We start from the raw sequence: 18,917 nt of genomic DNA, 5'->3' as shown, positions 1-18,917 counted from the left end.
ATTAAAGGAGGCTACTATTATGCAATATGAAGGTGGACAATATGATGTTATTGTCATTGGAGCAGGTCATGCAGGTTGTGAAGCGGCACTTGCTTCTGCGCGTATGGGTGCTAAAACGTTAACCTTGACCATTAACTTAGACATGGTGGCGTTTATGCCCTGCAACCCTTCTGTAGGCGGTCCTGCAAAAGGTATTGTAGTACGTGAAATTGATGCTCTTGGCGGAGAAATGGGTAGAAATATCGATAAAACTCATATTCAAATGAGAATGTTAAACACAGGAAAAGGTCCAGCCGTTCGAGCACTTAGAGCTCAAGCAGATAAATTTGCTTATCAGCATGAAATGAAAAAAACATTAGAAAATGAAGAAAATCTAACGCTTATGCAAGGCATGGTAGAAAAGTTAATCGTAGAAGACGGTGTATGTACGGGCGTTGTCACTCAAACGGGAGCTGTGTATAAAGCTAAAACAGTTGTTATTACGACAGGGACATTCTTACGCGGGGAAATTATTTTAGGTGAACTAAAATATTCAAGCGGTCCTAATAATCAACAACCAGCTATTAAGCTTTCTGAACACTTAGAGGAGTTAGGACTGGATATGGTCCGTTTTAAAACAGGAACTCCACCTCGTGTTAATAGCTCAACTATTGATTACAGCAAAACGGAGATTCAGCCTGGGGATGATGTGCCTCGTGCTTTCTCATACGAAACAACACAGTACATTACAGATCAACTGCCTTGCTGGTTAACATATACAAGTGAACAAACTCATCAAATTATTGATGACAACCTCCACTTATCTCCTATGTATTCTGGGATGATCAAAGGTACTGGACCACGCTACTGTCCATCTATTGAAGATAAGGTTGTGCGATTTAATGATAAACCGCGTCACCAAATTTTCTTAGAGCCAGAAGGACGAAATACGCAAGAAGTATATGTTCAAGGCCTATCAACGAGCCTTCCTGAGCATGTACAGCGTCAAATGCTTGCGACAATTCCTGGTCTTGAAAAAGTCCAAATGATGCGTGCGGGCTATGCTATTGAATATGATGCAATTGTTCCGACTCAGTTATGGCCAACGCTTGAAACGAAGAAAATTAAAAATCTTTATACGGCTGGACAAATTAACGGAACATCTGGTTATGAAGAAGCTGCAGGCCAAGGTCTTCTTGCTGGAATTAACGCGGGAAGAAGAGCGCTGGAACAAGAAGAAGTCATCTTAGGACGTTCTGATGCTTATATCGGTGTATTGGTGGATGATTTAGTAACAAAAGGAACAAATGAACCGTATCGTCTACTAACGTCTCGTGCAGAATATCGTTTATTGCTTCGTCACGATAACGCTGATTTACGTCTTACTGAAATTGGTCGTGAACTAGGATTAATCAGCGATGAGCGCTATGCTAAATTTGAACAAAAGAAAGCGGAAATCGAGCAAGAGAAGAAACGTCTTTTCTCCTTTATTATTAAACCGAATGAAGCTGTTCAACAACTGATTAAAGAAGCTGGCGGAAGTGAATTAAAAGATGGCATTCGTGCGACAGATTTACTTCGCCGCCCTGAAATGACATATACTCATATTCATCAATTAGCACCAGCTGACGAGACGGTAGATCCTGAAGTAGCTGAACAAGTAGAAATTCAGGTGAAATACGAAGGATATATTCAGAAATCACTTCAGCAAGTTGAACGCTTGAAGAAGTTAGAAAACAAAAAGATTCCTGATTATATCGATTATGATGCAATTAACGGTTTAGCTACAGAAGCACGTCAAAAATTAAACCAAGTGCGTCCACTAACGGTAGCGCAAGCTTCACGTATTTCTGGAGTCAACCCAGCTGATATTTCAATCTTGCTTGTTTATATTGAACAAGGGCGCATCGCTAAAGTATCAAATGATTAAAACTCTTAGGCGCGAAGAAAGGGAAACTCAATGAATATTCAACAGTTTCAACAGCTATTAGAAGAAAAGGGAATTTCTCTTTCTTCTAAACAGCTGAATCAATTTGAAAAGTATTATCAAGTTTTAGTGGAATGGAACGAAAAAATGAATTTAACTGCGATAACTGATCACGGTGAAGTGTATGAAAAGCATTTTTACGATTCTATTTCAGCTGCTTTTTTTCAAGACTTTACAGAAATTGAATCCATGTGTGATGTAGGTGCAGGAGCAGGATTTCCAAGTATTCCGATCAAAATTTGCTTCCCGCATTTGCATGTAACAATCGTTGATTCGTTACAAAAGCGTATTACGTTTTTAACGCATCTTGTAAATGAGCTTGAACTAGACAATGTCACACTATGTCATGATCGAGCTGAAACATTTGGTAAAAAAGAAAGTATTCGCGAGTCATTCGATCTTGTAACGGCAAGAGCCGTGGCACGTATTTCGGTTCTTAATGAATTTTGCTTGCCGCTTGTTAAAGAACAAGGCCGCTTTTTAGCAATGAAAGGTGCTTCTGCCCCTGAAGAATTAAAAAATGGAGAAAAATCTTTCCAAGTATTAGGTGGAAAAGTGAAGTCGATTGAACATTTCCAATTGCCTTTGGAGCAAAGTGAACGTTACATTATTTTAATAGACAAAATAAAGAAAACGCCTAAAAAATATCCTAGAAAACCTGGTACCCCAGTTAAGCTTCCACTAGAGTAGGCATTAAATAGATAGAGAAGAGAATGTTTCATATGAAACATTTTCTTCTCTATATTTTCTGTTTAGAAAGCAGGATATGATTAAAAAACATCGAATTAGTTTAAGGCGGGATTTTCCTGAAGGTGGTGTGGGACTATGAAATCTGCTTTTTCACGTTTCTTTAATTTAAAAGAAAAAGATGAGGATATTCATGTAGAGATTGAAACTGTCCAAGATGAAAATGTCGAAAAAGTTTTAAGAGATGAAGTAAAACAAATTAGGGTTTCAAGTATTATTCCGAATCGTTATCAGCCGCGTACTGTGTTTAATGAAGCAAAAATTGAAGAGCTAGCTCTTACTATTCATACACACGGTATTATTCAACCTATTGTGGTTCGACCGACTGAGGGCGAAGAATACGAATTAATTGCTGGAGAACGCCGGTGGAGAGCTGTACAAAGCTTAGGATGGGATACGGTTCCTGCAATTGTGAAACATTTTAACGATACAGAAACGGCCTCTGTGGCTTTAATAGAAAACTTACAACGTGAAGAGCTAACGGCTGTCGAAGAAGCACTAGCCTACGCAAAGTTAATTGAGTTACATAATCTTACCCAAGAGGCATTAGCTCAACGTTTAGGAAAAGGCCAATCCACAATTGCAAACAAGCTTCGTTTGTTAAAGCTTCCTGTTGAAATACAAGAAGCAATCAAACAAAAATTGATTACAGAGCGACATGCAAGAGCGCTCATTCCCCTCAAAAATCAAGAAAAACAACTTCAAGTATTAGCTGAGATTATTGAAAAACAATTAAATGTAAAACAAACGGAAGATCGAGTAGTTAAATTGTTAGAAACGCAGGTTAAAAAGCCAAAAGCAAAAAGAAAAGCGTTTAGTAAAGATACGCGTATCGCAATGAATACAATTCGTCAATCCTTGACAATGGTTAGTGACAGCGGTATTTCATTAAACACGGAAGAAGAAGAGTTTGATGAATATTTTCAGTTTACTATTAAGATTCCGAAAAAATAAAGAAATAGCCCTCATCTTTTTTTGATGAGGCTTTTTTATCAAAGTTTTTCGTCAGAAAATTCAATGAACAATTAAACTGTCTGGACAAATGGGATGGAAATGAAAGTAGGTGACAACATGGGGAAAATTGTGGCAGTTGCGAATCAAAAAGGCGGAGTTGGAAAAACAACAACCGCTGTTAATTTAGGAGCTTGTTTAGCTGAACAAGGAAAAAAGGTTCTACTTGTAGACGGAGACCCCCAGGGTAACGCTACGAGTGGAGTTGGCATAGATAAAGCAGATGTAGATGAATGTATTTATAATGTAATCGTGGAAGATATGGAAGCTAAGAACGTTGTTCGTTCAACAGCCGTCGAAAATTTATCAATCATTCCCGCGACCATTCAATTAGCTGGTGCAGAAATTGAATTAGTGTCGACTATTTCACGTGAAGTTCGACTTAAGAGAGCTTTAGAAACGGTGAAAGATCACTTTGATTATGTTATTATTGATTGTCCCCCTTCTCTTGGTTTACTGACATTAAATGCGTTAACGGCAGCTGATTCTGTTTTAATACCTGTACAGTGTGAATATTATGCGCTTGAAGGATTAAGTCAATTGCTAAATACCGTTAGATTAGTCCAAAAACATTTGAATAATCAACTGCGTATCGAAGGTGTATTGCTGACTATGCTTGACGCACGCACAAATTTAGGACTGCAGGTAACAGCAGAAGTGAAGAAGTACTTTCAGGATCGCGTTTATCAAACGATTATTCCTCGAAATGTTCGTTTGAGCGAAGCACCTAGTCATGGTGAACCAATTATCTTATATGATGCAAGATCTAGAGGGGCCGCAGTTTATACGGAACTTGCAAAGGAAGTGATTTATAATGGCGAAAGGATTAGGGAAAGGAATTAATGCCTTATTTTCAGGCTTAGATGCACAGGCTGATGATTCAATTCAGGAAGTTGCTATTCACGAACTCAGACCCAACCCCTATCAACCACGTAAAACGTTTAATAAAGAAGCAATTAATGAGTTAAAGCAATCTATTTTACATCATGGCATCTTACAGCCTATTGTAGCTCGCAAAAGCATTAAAGGCTATGAAATCTTAGCGGGTGAAAGAAGATTTAGAGCTGCTAAAGAAGCCGACCTTGCTACTGTTCCTGTCATTATAAAAGACTTTTCAGAAAAGCAAATGATGGAACTAGCTTTGTTAGAGAATTTACAGCGTGAAGATTTGACGCCAATTGAAGAAGCAACCGCTTATCAATTGCTTATGGATAAGCTCGATATGACACAGGAGCAACTTGCTACACGACTGGGAAAAAGCCGACCTCATATTGCTAACTATGTTCGCCTCTTGCAACTGCCTGAGGAAATTCAAACCCTTATTTCTACTAATGAATTGTCTATGGGCCATGGGCGTACGCTAGTCGGTTTGAAAAATAAAGCGCTTCTACCTAAAGTCGTTGAAAAAATACGCAAGGAACAATTAAATGTCAGACAGTTAGAGGCTTATATTGCCCACTTAAATAAAGCCGTTCCACGTGAAACATCAAAAACTAAAAAAGATAAAGATTTATTTATAAAACAAAGTGAAACACAGCTTCGTGAACGTTTTGGTACCTCCGTTCACATTACACAAAGTAAGAAAAAAGGAAAAATTGAAATCGAATTTTTCTCTAAAGAAGATTTAAACCGTCTTCTTGAATTATTTAACGATCTTTCTCAGACTAACAAATCTTCTGTATAAAAAAGGTTGTCCTAGTTTTAGGACAACCTTTTTTATTGTTTATATTGTCTTACCGTTTGGTAAATTGAAGAATTATTAAATTCTTTCTCTCGTTCGTTGTGCGCAGTCTCAATACTTTTCGCAATTAAATCGGCAATGCACATAACGAGGTGAAGCCTCGTATTTTGCAAGACGAAAAACTCCATAAATCCGCTCACGTTGACAACCCCTGTTATATGAATATCTCCGACTGGTGGCAATTCTTTATTAACACCTGCTCCAGGCTTGACGGGCCCAACGCCAAGTGATGCAGAGCCTACACTTTTCATACGGCCTAAGCAAGCATCAATTCCAATAATAAAAGGATTTGGAAAAAGCTTTTGAATATGTTTTAACGTTTCTTTCAAATTAACCGCATGAACAGGCTCTTCTAACGTTCCAAAAATATGAAAAGATGAAACTTTTTTTTCATTCAGTTTTGTTCCGACTAATGGACCCAATGAGTCCCCAGTTGAACGGTCCGTTCCAATACATACAAAAACAATTGGTCTGTCTTTCTGTGCTGGAAGTAAAGATAGTAACTGTGTACTCAGCTTCTTTGTAGCAGATTCCTCATCATGAAATACGCGGGTTGAATGTTGTGTCTTCTCAAAGAAGGGAGATTTTAAATTCATAGGGTCCACTCCTTATACATAATAGTAACAGTATACGAAGATTTTGAAGATTCTATACATATATTTCGTTGATTGGGGGAAAATCGATGTGGAGAGCCGGGTGTAAATGGATATTCTTAATTATGGGAACGATGATAGGTGCTGGATATGCTTCTGGAAGAGAACTATGGCAGTTTTTTGGTGAAGAAAGCGGACTTGCTATTTTTCTATTTTCTATTATTTTTGCGATTTCTTGCAATGTGATTATGCAAATCAGCTATCGCTATCGAACCAATCAATTTTACCCAGTACTAATTGAATTAATAGGAAAGAGATGGGCTGCAGCCTACGACGTTTTAATCGTTTTTTATTTGTTTACGACGACGGTGATTATGATTGCGGGCGGCGGGGCGACATTGGAAATGTGGCATGTTCCTTACTGGTGGGGAATTGGTGCTCTTAGTGTGTTTATCGTCTTTGTTTTTTCAAGAGGATTAAGTGGACTGCTTTCTATCAATTCTTTCGTTATGCCAATCTTAATGATTGGACTAGCTGGCGTACTTCTTACATTTGTTTTACGTCATCCTGGAGTAACTAATTGGCATCTTCAGCATAATTGGCCTGCTGCTTTTACCTTTACGGCTTTGAATATTCTTCCTCTTGTCGCGGTATTATCTACAATTGGAAAAGAAATTAAAAGCAAAAAAGAGATTTATATTGCAAGTGTTGGCAGTGGTTTTTTATTAGGAGGCCTCTCTTTTATTTATAATGAATCACTTATTCAAGTTTCAGGGCTTCTTTCCTCTTATGAAATTCCATTATTCGCTATTCTTAAAGATTTTCCTTATATGATGACGTTTTTAATGAGCATTGTTTTGCTTATCGCAATTTATACGACAGCCGTTTCGGGAATTTTAGGATTGACCGCTCGTTTTCATACTGAAAAGGTGCAATCTCTTTGGAAACTGGCAGCCTGCTGGCTGCTTTTAATGATTCCCTTTACAAAGGTAGGGTTTTCTACTTTGATTGCCGTTTTGTATCCAATGTATGGAATCGTCAATTTATTTCTAGTAACAGCCGTTCTGTTGTATCCATTTCGAAATCGCTACAAAAGTTCGTAGAAACTTGCTACAATAGGTTAAAACTTTCTCGTATGCAGATTATGTTACGTTAGGAGCTAAATGTAGTATGAATTCGTTGAAGTCGGTTTTTAAGAACGTGTTTGAGCCATTTTTTCAAGAAGAAACGTGGGCACATATTGGAGAGGGATTTATAAAAATTCTGTTGATTCTACTTATTTCTATGTTTTTAATTCGAATTGGAAAGAAAGCGTTAAATAAATTCGTAGAGGTTCGCACAAATAGCCCTCTGCGTATTTCTGAGCGACGAGAAGCTACGATGGTCCGTTTGCTTCAAAATATTTTTTCTTATGCCATTTATTTCGTTGCGGGAGTTATGATTTTAGAAACGTTATCGGTAGATGTCCGTGGATTGCTAGCAGGGGCTGGAATCGTAGGGCTCGCAGTAGGGTTTGGTGCTCAAAACTTAGTGAAAGATATCATCACGGGATTTTTTATTATCTTTGAAGATCAGTTCTCCGTTGGGGATTATGTTCGAGTAGGAACATTTGAGGGGACTGTAGAAGAAATCGGTTTGAGAACTACAAAGATTAAGAGTTGGACAGGCGAAATTAATATTTTGCCCAATGGCAGTATTGTGGAGGTCACTAATTTTTCGTTACATAACAGCGTAGCTTTCGTTGATGTAAGCATTTCTTATGAAGAAAACATACAAAAAGCAGAACAAGTGATTTTAGACCTGTTAGAAGAATTGCCAAGTCGCTATGAAGATATGGTTAAAACGCCTGAATTGCTGGGGGTTCAAAATATCCATGCAACTGAAGTCACAATGAGGATTACAAGTGAAGTAAAACCAATGAGACATTTCCATATTTCTCGTATGATTCGTAAAGAAGTGCGTACAAGGCTAAATGAACATGGTATTGAAGTTCCATTTCCTCGTATGGTTATGTATAATCGTACAGAAGAAGCACAGCATTCGTCGACGTTGAAAGGGACATAAGGAGGAGAGAGCTGATGACGGAAAAAGAATTTGGTTTAAATGACGTTGTGGAAATGAAAAAACCTCATCCTTGCGGTACAAATGAATGGAAAATCATTCGAATGGGAATGGATATCCGGATCAAATGTGAAGGCTGCGGCCATAGCGTAATGATTCCAAGACGTGATTTTGCACGTAAAATGAAAAAAATTCTTGTAAAGCATGAGGAATAACCTCATGCATTTTCTATGTTTATGCCTTATACTGTAAGGTGGGACAAAATGAGGCACCTTAACCCCATGCGGTTAAAGGTTCTTTATCAAACTTGTATTTCAAAAGTTGACTCACTATAATTGTGACAGGTTAACTTGTTTCGGATATATAAAGAGGAGTGAATAAATATATGGCTTTAACAGCTGGAATTGTTGGTCTTCCTAACGTTGGAAAATCAACATTATTTAATGCAATTACACAAGCGGGCGCAGAATCTGCGAACTACCCTTTCTGTACGATTGATCCTAACGTAGGTATTGTAGAAGTACCTGATCACCGTCTTCAAAAACTTACAGAGCTTGTAAAACCTAAAAAAACAATTCCAACAGCATTTGAATTCACAGATATCGCTGGAATCGTAAAAGGTGCTAGTAAAGGTGAAGGATTGGGAAATAAATTCTTATCTCATATTCGAGAAGTAGATGCGATTTGTCACGTCGTGCGTTGTTTTGAAGATGAAAACATCACGCACGTTTCAGGAAAAGTAGATCCTATCTCAGATATTGAAACAATTAATTTAGAGTTAATTTTAGCAGATTTAGAAACGGTAGAGAAACGTATTGGCCGTGTTCAAAAAATGGCTAAACAAAAAGACAAAGAAGCAATGTATGAATACGAAATCCTAGAGAAACTAAAGAACGCATTTGAAAGTGATCAGCCAGCTCGTGCTGTATCGTTTACAGAAGAACAAATGAAATTAGTAAAACAATTTCATTTGCTAACGATTAAACCTATTCTTTATGTAGCAAACGTTGCTGAAGATGAAGTAGCCGATGCATCTGCTAACGAATATGTAGCAAAAGTGCGCGAATATGCGGCAAGTGAAGGTGCAGAAGTAATTGTTGTTTGCGCACGCATTGAATCTGAAATTGCTGAACTTGAAGGAGAAGAAAAAGCAATGTTCCTTGAAGAACTAGGCATTGAACAGTCAGGTCTAGATCAGCTTGTACGTGCAGCGTACGATTTACTTGGATTAGCTACGTACTTTACAGCTGGTGAGCAAGAAGTACGCGCATGGACGTTTACACAAGGTATGAAAGCTCCTGAGTGTGCAGGTATTATTCATACAGACTTTGAACGTGGATTTATTCGTGCAGAAACGGTGTCATACGAGGATTTATTAGCTGCCAAAACAATGGGAGCAGCTCGTGAAGCTGGAAAAGTACGTTTAGAAGGAAAAGAATACATCGTAAAAGACGGAGACGTTATGCATTTCCGCTTTAACGTATAAGATTAAAAGCCGAAAGAAGATATCTTCTTTCGGCTTTTGTCGTTGGCGAAAATATTAGCATATATTTACGAAACAGCCCGCAATGCGTATTGCTTTGCCTATGGTAGTGTGCTATAATTTTAATTCGTGAGTAATATTTTATTGCTCCTTGCCCGTTTCGGGCCGTTAGACCAAAAGGAGGTGACAGTGATGAGAAAGTATGAAGTAATGTACATCATCCGTCCAAGCATTGATGACGAAGCAAAGAAAGCATTAGTTGAGCGCTTTAACGGCGTATTAACTGATAATGGTGCTGAAATCGCAAATGTTAAAGAATGGGGTAAACGTCGTTTAGCATACGAAATCAATGATTTCCGTGACGGTTACTACATGATTCTTGACGTGGCGGCTACTTCAGAAGCAGTTTCTGAATTTGATCGTCTTGCGAAAATCAACGAAGACATTATCCGTCATATCGTTGTTAAACAAGAAGCATAATTAAACGTTTAAATAAATTGGGTTTTATTTCCTTAAGGAGTGGTTCTGATGATGAATCGCGTAATTCTCGTAGGACGCTTAACCAAAGATCCTGAATTACGTTATACCCCGAGTGGAGCAGCGGTTGCAACATTCACTTTAGCGGTAAACCGCACATTTACAAATCAGCAAGGTGAACGTGAAGCTGACTTCATCAACTGTGTTGTATGGCGTCGTCAGGCTGAAAATGCAGCCAATTTCCTTAAAAAAGGAAGTTTAGCTGGTGTTGATGGTCGACTACAATCTCGCAGTTACGAAGGACAAGACGGTCGTCGCGTATACGTAACGGAAGTTGTAGCGGAAAGTGTGCAATTTTTAGAGCCGAAAAGTGGCGGTGGGGATACGCAACGCAGTAACTTTGCTAACACTGGAGGATCTGGACAAGGCTCTCCATTTGGAGATAATCAGAACCGTAACTCAGGTAATCAAGGTTATACTCGCGTTGATGATGATCCATTTGCAAATAATGGCGAGACAATTGACATTTCAGATGACGATTTACCGTTTTAATTCGCAGTAGATTATCCGGAGTATAAAATTTTATAGAAACTTTTAAGCGGAAGGAGGCGTATCAAAATGGCAGGTGGACGTAAAGGTGGACGCAACAGACGTCGTAAAGTTTGTTTCTTCACAGCAAACGGCATCACTCACATCGATTACAAAGATGTAGATATGCTTAAAAAATTCGTTTCAGAGCGTGGTAAAATTTTACCTCGTCGTGTAACTGGAACAAGCGCTAAATACCAACGTAAATTAACGATCGCTATCAAACGCGCTCGTCAAATGGCATTATTACCATATGTTTCTGGTGAATAATGAACGGTATAAAAAGAGGCAGTAAGGGAATCCTTACTGCCTCTTTTTACATTACATAGGTGCTCTTTTGTCAAATAGTTGCTTCTTATGAATTGAATCGATAAAATAAATAATAGTCTATATCAACGAGGTGAAGTTGTGAAAGGAATTCGATATATTACAGAAGGAGCAGCTCTTTTAGCGCTGTTTGTGGCGCTGTTGCTTTTTTCACTATACATACCTGTTGTGGGAACCATTTTTCAACTAGCGCTGGCTGTTCCATTTATTGTGTATACCGTTCGTCATGGGTGGAAAAAGGCAATATTATTTTTAGTAGTAGGGTTGTTATTGACTTTGTTATTTGGAAATGTGTTGACTCTTCCTTTTACATTTGTATTTGGTATTGGTGGATTAGCAATAGGAATGCTTTACCGACAAAAACAAAAAAGGTATACCATTTTACTAGGCGGAACGGTTGCATTTAGTTTAGGTTTACTTTTATTGTTTGTAGGAGCAAATGTCATTTTTAATGTTAATTTAATGGAGCAAATAAATAATGCTTTAGATCAATCAATTAATCAAAGTATTGAAATGATGAAAAGTTTAGGGCAAGACGTTAAGGAATCTCAAATTGACCAAATGAGAGATGCATTTGATATGTTTAAAAATCTATTGCCTCTATTAATTGTTATAGGTGGAGTTATTCTGGCCTTTTTCTCTCAGCTTATTGCTACGCCTATTCTTAAAAGAACAGGTTATGAGGTGCAAGCATTCCCGCCTTTTCGTGAATTCAAACTTCCTAAAAGTATTCTATGGTATTATTTGATTGCATTAATCTTATCCTTCCCATCTTTTAATATTGAACAAGGTACATTTATGTACGTAGCCATTATCAACATCGTGATGGGACTGCAAATGCTAGTCGTGTTACAAGGGATCTCTTTTATTTTCTATTTCTCACATCAAAAAGGGTATGCCAAAGCAATTCCAATTGTTGTAACAATTTTAGCATTAATTATTCCAATTATCCTTCAAATTGTGCGCATCTTAGGTATAATTGATTTAGGATTTAATTTAAGAAAACAATTAGACACAAAAAAGTAGATATTGTGGAACTTAAAAAAGTAGGAGCTGAAATGGATGCCTGTCTTTACAAAAAAGAACGTTATTCGCTATCCATTTTACTCATTGTATAGTATAGCTCTGATTTTAGTAGGTATCGTGACCTATCATAATTGGATCATAGGAATGATAGGCTTTATATTACTATTAGCCTGTCTTTTTCTATACATGAGAATGGAGCGAATGCTGTCCGATGAGTTTGAAACCTATATTTCAATGCTGTCTCATCGGCTGAAAAAAGTAGGCGAAGAGGCATTAATGGAAATGCCGATTGGGATTATGCTGTTTAATGATGAATATCAAATTGAATGGACCAATCCTTTTCTAGCATCTTGTCTCGGTGAAGACACACTAGTGGGAAGATCATTATACGATGTAGCCGAAAGTATTATTCCACTCATCAAACAAGAAGTGGAAACAGAAGTTGTCACGTTGCATGATCGGAAATTTAAAGTGGTGATTAAACGAGACGAGCGCTTACTGTACTTCTTTGATATTACAGAGCAAATAGAAATCGAAAAATTGTATGAAGAAGAACGAACAAGTTTAGGTATTATCTTTTTAGATAATTATGATGAACTAACGCAAGGAATGGATGATCAAGTTAAAAGTAACTTGAATAGCCAAGTAACCTCTATGTTAAATAGTTGGGCTCAAGAATATGGTATTTTTATTAAACGTACGTCTTCCGAGAAATTTATTGCGATTATGAATGAACAAATCTTAATTCATTTAGAGAGAAGCAAATTTTCTATCTTAGACCAAGTTCGAGAAGAGACGTCTAAACAAAATATACCGCTTACATTGAGCATTGGTATCGGAGCTGGTGCTGCTGATTTACCTGAGCTGGGTGCTTTAGCTCAATCTAGCTTGGATTTGGCCTTAGGTCGAGGCGGAGATCAAGTAGCGATTAAACAGCCGAATGGAAAAGTGAAATTCTTTGGGGGCAAGACAAACCCAATGGAAAAACGGACGCGCGTGCGTGCAAGAGTTATTTCTCACGCGTTAAAAGAGCTCATTACAGAGAGTGGAAAAGTGATTATCATGGGTCATAAGTATCCAGATATGGATGCTGTAGGAGCTGCTATTGGGATATTAAAAGTAGCCCAAGTAAATCAGAAAGACGGTTTTATCGTATTAGATCCTGATCATATCGATACAGGTGTTCAGCGAATGCTAGAAGAGATTAAAAAGAAAGAAGGCCTGTGGGAGCGATTTATTACGCCTGAAGAAGCCTTAAATCTTGTAAGTGATGATACTCTTTTAGTAGTAGTGGATACGCACAAGCCGTCCATGGTTATTGAAGAAAGATTATTACATCGTATTGAAAATGTCGTGGTCATTGATCACCATAGACGTGGAGAAGACTTTATTGAAGATCCTCTTCTTGTCTATATGGAGCCATATGCTTCCTCGACAGCAGAGCTCGTTACTGAGCTTCTTGAATACCAGCCAAAACGATTTAAAATTGATATGCTAGAAGCAACGGCACTTTTAGCCGGTATTATTGTCGATACAAAAAGCTTTACATTACGCACGGGATCTCGTACGTTTGATGCAGCGTCCTTTTTACGTTCTCAAGGCGCAGATACGGTTCTTGTTCAAAAGTTTTTAAAAGAAGATATCACGCAATATGTACAGCGAGCACGCTTTATTGAACATGCAGAGATTTATACAGCAGGTATTGCCATTTCACGAGCTGAACCAAACAAAATGTATGATCAAGTGTTAATTGCGCAGGCTGCAGATACGCTGCTTTCAATCAACGGAGTAGTTGCTTCGTTTGTTATTTCTAAGCGACGGGATAATCTAATTGGTATTAGTGCTAGATCGCTTGGAGATATCAATGTACAAGTTATTATGGAAAGTCTCCAAGGCGGAGGCCATTTAACGAATGCTGCTACTCAGCTTCAAGACATTAGTTTGGATGAAGCTGAAGAACGGCTTAAACAAGCAATTGATGAGTACTTAGATGGAGGTAAAAAATCATGAAAGTAATTTTCTTAAAAGATGTAAAAGGAAAAGGCAAAAAAGGTGAAGTGAAAAATGTTTCAGACGGTTATGCACATAACTTCTTATTAAAAAATGGTTATGCTGTTGAAGCTACAGGCGGTAATGTGAAAGTATTAGAAGCACAAAAAAATAGAGAGCAAAAAGATGCAGCTGCAGAACTTCAAGCAAACAAAGAGTTAAAAGCAACTCTTGAAGAACTAACAGTGGAATTAACAGCAAAATCTGGTGAAGGCGGCCGTTTATTCGGTTCTATCACAAGCAAACAAATTGCTGAAGAATTAAAGAAAAAGCACAAAATTAAAGTAGATAAGCGTAAAATTGAATTAAATGATGCAATTCGCGCATTAGGCTACACAAATGTACCGGTTAAATTACATCCGGAAGTAACGGCTACGGTAAAGGTACACGTGACTGAACAAAAATAAACGTAAGATTGAAAAATAGGTAAATAATATAAAGGGTTGGCGCGGACTTGTATTTGTTCGCGCCAACATTTATGATGAAAGAAAATACTGAAAGAATATAAGAGGGGCATAGAAATATGAGTGATCTTTTTGCTGATCGTCTTCCGCCTCAGAATATTGAAGCAGAGCAAGCGCTATTAGGGGCCATTTTCTTAGAGCCTTCTTCTTTAACCTTAGCATCTGAACTGCTAATACCTGAAGATTTTTACCGGGCATCGCACCAGAAAATCTTTACATGTATGCTGAAACTTTCTGACCAAGGTGAACCGGTTGATTTGGTAACGGTAACGTCTGAATTAGCTGACCAAAAAATCCTAGAAGAAGTTGGCGGCGTATCGTATTTAAGTGATTTAGCTAACTCTGTTCCAACGGCTGCAAACGTAGAGTATTACGGTAAAATCGTAGAAGAAAAGTCGATTTTACGCCGTTTAATTCGTACTGCAACGCATATTGCTTCAGAAGGATATGCAAGGGAAGACGAAGTGGAAGTTTTATTAAATGAAGCGGAAAAAAACATTTTAGAAGTAGCACAGCGTAAAAACAGCGGTGTGTTTCAAAATATTAAAGATGTACTTGTACAAACGTACGATGATATCGAAGTTCTTCACAATCGAAAAGGTGACATTACAGGTATTCCAACCGGGTTTAGTGATTTAGATAGAATGACAGCAGGGTTCCAGCGAAATGATTTAATTATTGTAGCGGCCCGACCATCGGTAGGTAAAACGGCTTTTGCCTTAAATATTGCGCAAAACGTTGCAACGAAAACGGATGAGAACGTAGCCATCTTCAGTTTAGAGATGGGTGCTCAGCAGCTTGTTATGAGGATGCTTTGTGCGGAAGGAAATATTGATGCACAAAGGCTGCGTACAGGTTCGCTTACAGCGGATGACTGGGGAAAGCTCACTATGGCAATGGGATCTTTGTCCAATGCAGGGATTTATATCGATGATACACCGGGTATTCGTGTAGGTGAAATTCGTTCTAAGTGCCGTCGCTTGAAACAAGAAGGCGGGCTTGGGATGATTTTAATTGACTACTTACAGCTCATTCAAGGAAATGGACGAAGCGGAGAAAACCGACAGCAGGAAGTATCTGAAATTTCTCGTGCGTTAAAAGGTTTAGCTCGTGAATTAGAAGTTCCTGTTATCGCCTTATCACAGCTTTCCCGTGGAGTAGAGCAAAGACAAGATAAGCGGCCAATGATGTCTGATATCCGTGAATCCGGAAGTATTGAGCAGGATGCCGATATCGTAGCTTTCTTATATCGTGAAGACTATTATGAAAAAGATACAGAAAATCAAAATATTATCGAGATTATTATAGCCAAGCAGCGTAACGGTCCAGTTGGAACCGTACAGCTTGCCTTCGTAAAAGAGTACAATAAATTCGTTAATCTCGAGCGGCGCTTCGACGATGCAGGAGTGCCGCCTGGTGCATAAAACCTCTCATATTGAGAGGTTTTATTTTATTGTTATCGCATTCGTTCCGCAAAATACGATATATTTGTAATAACTTTTGTTAAATCGTTCGGATTTAATTGACTTTAGCGTGATAAATTGATACACTTATCCATGGTTAAATTATGTCGTAGTGAGCTGTTGCTTACTAAGCGGAGGTGCTTAAGATATGTCTTCAGTCGTTGTAGTAGGAACACAATGGGGAGATGAAGGAAAAGGGAAGATTACAGACTTCCTATCAGAAAATGCAGAAGTGATTGCACGTTACCAAGGTGGGAACAATGCAGGTCACACAATTAAGTTTAATGGTGAAACTTATAAGTTACATTTAATTCCTTCAGGTATTTTTTATAATGACAAAACATGTGTAATTGGAAACGGTATGGTTGTCGATCCAAAAGCGCTTGTTCAAGAATTAAAATACTTACATGATCGCGGTGTAACAACAGAAAACTTACGTATTAGTAACCGAGCTCATGTGATTCTTCCATATCATTTAAAATTAGATGAAGTTGAAGAAGAACGTAAAGGTGAAAATAAGATTGGTACAACGAAAAAAGGTATTGGACCAGCTTATATGGATAAAGCAGCACGTGTTGGTATTCGAATTGCCGATTTACTAGACCGTGAAGTATTTGAAGCAAAATTAACACAAAACTTAGCTGAAAAGAACCGCCTTCTTGAAAAAATGTATGAAGTAGAAGGCTTTACATTAGAAGAAATTTTAGATGAGTACTATGATTATGGTCAACAAGTTGCAAAATATGTTGTTGATACATCAGTAGTATTAAATGATGCGTTAGACGAAGGACGTCGTGTACTATTTGAAGGCGCACAAGGTGTTATGTTAGATATCGACCAAGGAACATATCCATTTGTTACATCTTCAAACCCAGTAGCGGGTGGAGTAACAATTGGCTCTGGTGTAGGTCCATCTAAAATCAAACACGTTGTAGGTGTATCAAAAGCGTATACAACTCGTGTTGGTGACGGTCCTTTCCCAACTGAATTAACAAACGAAATCGGTGATCAAATCCGTGAAGTAGGACGTGAATATGGTACAACAACTGGTCGTCCTCGCCGTGTAGGTTGGTTCGACAGTGTAGTTGTACGTCATGCTCGTCGCGTTAGCGGAATCACAGATTTATCTTTAAACTCAATTGATGTATTAACGGGAATTGAGACATTAAAGATTTGCGTAGCTTACCGTTATAAAGGGGAAGTTATGGAAGAATTCCCTGCTAGCTTAAAAACACTTGCAGAATGTGAACCTGTATATGAAGAGCTTCCAGGTTGGACAGAAGATATTACGGGTGTGAAAACATTAGATGAATTACCTGATAACGCTCGCCATTACTTAGAGCGCGTGTCTCAATTAACAGGTATTCCTTTATCTATTTTCTCTGTAGGTCCAGATCGTACACAAACAAATGTATTACGTGGTGTATATAGCTAAATAAAAAAGGTTAGCTCCTCGTGAGCTAACCTTTTTTATTTGTAATTGGTGCTTTGTTAACAAGATTTTTTAAAAAAGGTCAATAATAAAAAGAAAGTTTTAAAAAAACTATTGCATTCATAAGAAATATCATGTTATTATAATAAACGTCGCTAAGAGATATAACATGAGCCATTAGCTCAGTTGGTAGAGCATCTGACTTTTAATCAGAGGGTCGAAGGTTCGAGTCCTTCATGGCTCACTTTTGTTACAACGTGGCCCGTTGGTCAAGCGGTTAAGACACCGCCCTTTCACGGCGGTAACACGGGTTCGAATCCCGTACGGGTCATTTTTAATATTTTTAATATATAGCATATAGACTGAGGTCCCGTGGTGTAGCGGTTAACATGCCTGCCTGTCACGCAGGAGATCGCGGGTTCGATTCCCGTCGGGACCGCCATTTTGGCTCGGTAGCTCAGTTGGTAGAGCAAAGGACTGAAAATCCTTGTGTCGGCGGTTCGATTCCGTCCCGAGCCATCAAAAAGCATGACTTTATTTAAAGTCATGCTTTTTTCTTTTATTTACATTTAAAAGAAAACGTTATTTGCTTTGTATCTCTTTTGTGGTAATATATTACTTTTGTATTTAGAGATGGTTGAAAATCATATATCTTCATGTATAGTAGAGGATGAACTTGTGACGTTTCAAGGGTTATCAAGTATAATAAAACTACGGTATTCAAACAGTATGAATACTATCTTTTATATTTTGCTTCAACTAATAAAGGAGAACGATGATCATGGATAAACGTATTTTAGTCGTAGATGATGAAAAGCCGATTGCAGATATTTTAAAGTTTAATTTGCAAAAAGAAGGTTATGAAGTATTTTGTGCTTATGATGGCGTAGAAGCACTTGAAAAAGTGGAAGAAGTACAGCCTGAAATGATTTTATTAGATATTATGCTTCCTCAGAAAGATGGAATGGAAGTTTGCCGAGAAGTGCGCAAAAAATATGATATGCCAATTATCATGTTAACAGCAAAAGACTCTGAAATTGACAAAGTTTTAGGTCTAGAATTAGGTGCAGATGATTATGTAACTAAGCCGTTTAGCACGCGTGAATTATTAGCACGTGTAAAAGCTAATTTACGTAGACATCAGCAGGTAGCTGTTCCAACGGAAGAAAGCGAAACGAATGAAATAACGATTGGAGCACTTGTTATTCACCCAGATGCTTATATCGTGTCTAAGCGCGGAGAAACGATTGAACTGACTCACCGTGAATTTGAGCTGCTGCATTATTTAGCGAAGCACATTGGGCAAGTCATGACGCGTGAACACTTGCTTCAAACTGTATGGGGTTATGACTATTTTGGTGATGTGCGTACGGTAGATGTAACAGTTCGAAGGTTACGTGAAAAAATTGAAGATAATCCAAGCCATCCAATGTGGATTGTAACAAGACGTGGAGTAGGCTATTATTTACGCAGCCCAGAGCAGGAGTAA

General features: G+C 38.1%; 19 protein-coding genes and 4 tRNA genes. 22 read left to right on the top strand and 1 reads right to left on the bottom strand.

Annotated elements, in window-relative coordinates; translation table 11 throughout:
• Positions 1 to 19: 19 nt before the first annotated feature.
• The 5 genes from mnmG to LJC66_RS26665 all read left to right on the top strand — a co-directional run bounded on the left by mnmG (position 20) and on the right by LJC66_RS26665 (position 5,408).
• The gene (mnmG, locus tag LJC66_RS26685) at positions 20 to 1,909 is read left to right on the top strand and encodes a tRNA uridine-5-carboxymethylaminomethyl(34) synthesis enzyme MnmG (RefSeq protein ID WP_195695635.1); all 1,890 of its coding nucleotides are present in this window, start codon (positions 20 to 22) and stop codon (positions 1,907 to 1,909) included.
• Positions 1,910 to 1,939: 30 nt separating this feature from the next.
• Positions 1,940 to 2,656, top strand: a complete 717-nt coding sequence (rsmG, locus tag LJC66_RS26680; protein WP_050691087.1) for a 16S rRNA (guanine(527)-N(7))-methyltransferase RsmG — start codon at positions 1,940 to 1,942, stop codon at positions 2,654 to 2,656.
• 135 nt (positions 2,657 to 2,791) lie between these two features.
• The gene (gene noc, locus LJC66_RS26675; protein WP_013059923.1) at positions 2,792 to 3,667 is read left to right on the top strand and encodes a nucleoid occlusion protein; all 876 of its coding nucleotides are present in this window, start codon (positions 2,792 to 2,794) and stop codon (positions 3,665 to 3,667) included.
• A 117-nt stretch (positions 3,668 to 3,784) separates the two neighbouring features.
• Positions 3,785 to 4,567 (top strand): ParA family protein, encoded by a 783-nt coding sequence (locus LJC66_RS26670; protein ID WP_028409764.1) that lies wholly within the window; start codon positions 3,785 to 3,787, stop codon positions 4,565 to 4,567.
• The gene (locus tag LJC66_RS26665; RefSeq protein ID WP_013059921.1) at positions 4,539 to 5,408 is read left to right on the top strand and encodes a ParB/RepB/Spo0J family partition protein; all 870 of its coding nucleotides are present in this window, start codon (positions 4,539 to 4,541) and stop codon (positions 5,406 to 5,408) included. Before LJC66_RS26670 ends, LJC66_RS26665 begins: the two co-directional genes overlap by 29 nt.
• Before the next feature lie 32 nt (positions 5,409 to 5,440).
• On the opposite strand, the gene yyaC is transcribed toward LJC66_RS26665, so the two are convergent.
• On the bottom strand, positions 5,441 to 6,061 hold the full coding sequence (gene yyaC / locus LJC66_RS26660) for a spore protease YyaC (RefSeq protein ID WP_050691088.1): 621 nt from the start codon (positions 6,059 to 6,061) through the stop codon (positions 5,441 to 5,443).
• An 86-nt stretch (positions 6,062 to 6,147) separates the two neighbouring features.
• On the opposite strand from yyaC, the gene LJC66_RS26655 reads away from it, so the two are divergent.
• The 17 genes from LJC66_RS26655 (at position 6,148) to yycF (ending at position 18,917) form a co-directional block, all read left to right on the top strand.
• Positions 6,148 to 7,161: a YkvI family membrane protein gene (locus LJC66_RS26655; protein ID WP_050691089.1), complete on the top strand. Its 1,014-nt coding sequence runs from the start codon at positions 6,148 to 6,150 to the stop codon at positions 7,159 to 7,161.
• Between the two features lie 67 nt (positions 7,162 to 7,228).
• Positions 7,229 to 8,122, top strand: coding sequence for a mechanosensitive ion channel family protein (locus LJC66_RS26650; protein ID WP_028409761.1), 894 nt, complete (start codon positions 7,229 to 7,231; stop codon positions 8,120 to 8,122).
• A gap of 14 nt (positions 8,123 to 8,136) precedes the next feature.
• On the top strand, positions 8,137 to 8,334 hold the full coding sequence (locus tag LJC66_RS26645) for a DUF951 domain-containing protein (protein WP_013059917.1): 198 nt from the start codon (positions 8,137 to 8,139) through the stop codon (positions 8,332 to 8,334).
• Positions 8,335 to 8,504: 170 nt separating this feature from the next.
• Positions 8,505 to 9,605 carry a redox-regulated ATPase YchF gene (gene ychF / locus LJC66_RS26640; RefSeq protein ID WP_028411917.1) on the top strand — a complete coding sequence of 367 codons (1,101 nt, stop codon included), beginning with the start codon at positions 8,505 to 8,507 and terminating at the stop codon, positions 9,603 to 9,605.
• A 189-nt stretch (positions 9,606 to 9,794) separates the two neighbouring features.
• The gene (gene rpsF / locus LJC66_RS26635; protein WP_013059915.1) at positions 9,795 to 10,082 is read left to right on the top strand and encodes a 30S ribosomal protein S6; all 288 of its coding nucleotides are present in this window, start codon (positions 9,795 to 9,797) and stop codon (positions 10,080 to 10,082) included.
• Positions 10,083 to 10,130: 48 nt separating this feature from the next.
• Positions 10,131 to 10,631, top strand: coding sequence for a single-stranded DNA-binding protein (ssb, locus tag LJC66_RS26630; RefSeq protein ID WP_013059914.1), 501 nt, complete (start codon positions 10,131 to 10,133; stop codon positions 10,629 to 10,631).
• A 66-nt stretch (positions 10,632 to 10,697) separates the two neighbouring features.
• A complete protein-coding gene (rpsR, locus tag LJC66_RS26625) occupies positions 10,698 to 10,937 on the top strand; it encodes a 30S ribosomal protein S18 (RefSeq protein WP_013059913.1) in 240 nt (79 codons plus the stop codon).
• A gap of 138 nt (positions 10,938 to 11,075) precedes the next feature.
• The gene (locus LJC66_RS26620) at positions 11,076 to 12,020 is read left to right on the top strand and encodes a YybS family protein (protein ID WP_013059912.1); all 945 of its coding nucleotides are present in this window, start codon (positions 11,076 to 11,078) and stop codon (positions 12,018 to 12,020) included.
• A gap of 36 nt (positions 12,021 to 12,056) precedes the next feature.
• Entirely contained in the window at positions 12,057 to 14,030 is a 1,974-nt protein-coding gene (locus LJC66_RS26615) for a DHH family phosphoesterase (protein WP_230933841.1), read from the top strand.
• Positions 14,027 to 14,476, top strand: coding sequence for a 50S ribosomal protein L9 (rplI, locus tag LJC66_RS26610; protein WP_013059910.1), 450 nt, complete (start codon positions 14,027 to 14,029; stop codon positions 14,474 to 14,476). Before LJC66_RS26615 ends, rplI begins: the two co-directional genes overlap by 4 nt.
• A gap of 116 nt (positions 14,477 to 14,592) precedes the next feature.
• Positions 14,593 to 15,957, top strand: a complete 1,365-nt coding sequence (dnaB, locus tag LJC66_RS26605) for a replicative DNA helicase (RefSeq protein WP_045293917.1) — start codon at positions 14,593 to 14,595, stop codon at positions 15,955 to 15,957.
• A gap of 187 nt (positions 15,958 to 16,144) precedes the next feature.
• On the top strand, positions 16,145 to 17,431 hold the full coding sequence (locus LJC66_RS26600) for an adenylosuccinate synthase (protein WP_028409757.1): 1,287 nt from the start codon (positions 16,145 to 16,147) through the stop codon (positions 17,429 to 17,431).
• A gap of 168 nt (positions 17,432 to 17,599) precedes the next feature.
• A tRNA-Lys gene (locus LJC66_RS26595) sits at positions 17,600 to 17,672 on the top strand.
• Between the two features lie 15 nt (positions 17,673 to 17,687).
• Positions 17,688 to 17,759, top strand: a tRNA-Glu gene (locus LJC66_RS26590).
• A gap of 35 nt (positions 17,760 to 17,794) precedes the next feature.
• Positions 17,795 to 17,870, top strand: a tRNA-Asp gene (locus LJC66_RS26585).
• Positions 17,871 to 17,874: 4 nt separating this feature from the next.
• A tRNA-Phe gene (locus LJC66_RS26580) sits at positions 17,875 to 17,947 on the top strand.
• A gap of 262 nt (positions 17,948 to 18,209) precedes the next feature.
• Positions 18,210 to 18,917, top strand: coding sequence for a response regulator YycF (gene yycF, locus LJC66_RS26575; RefSeq protein ID WP_013085552.1), 708 nt, complete (start codon positions 18,210 to 18,212; stop codon positions 18,915 to 18,917).

Origin of the sequence: Priestia sp. TSO9, from assembly GCF_021029645.1 — a bacterium.
In the GTDB taxonomy this organism is placed as follows: domain Bacteria; phylum Bacillota; class Bacilli; order Bacillales; family Bacillaceae_H; genus Priestia; species Priestia megaterium_E.
This window is presented reverse-complemented; position numbering and strand designations above follow the sequence as displayed.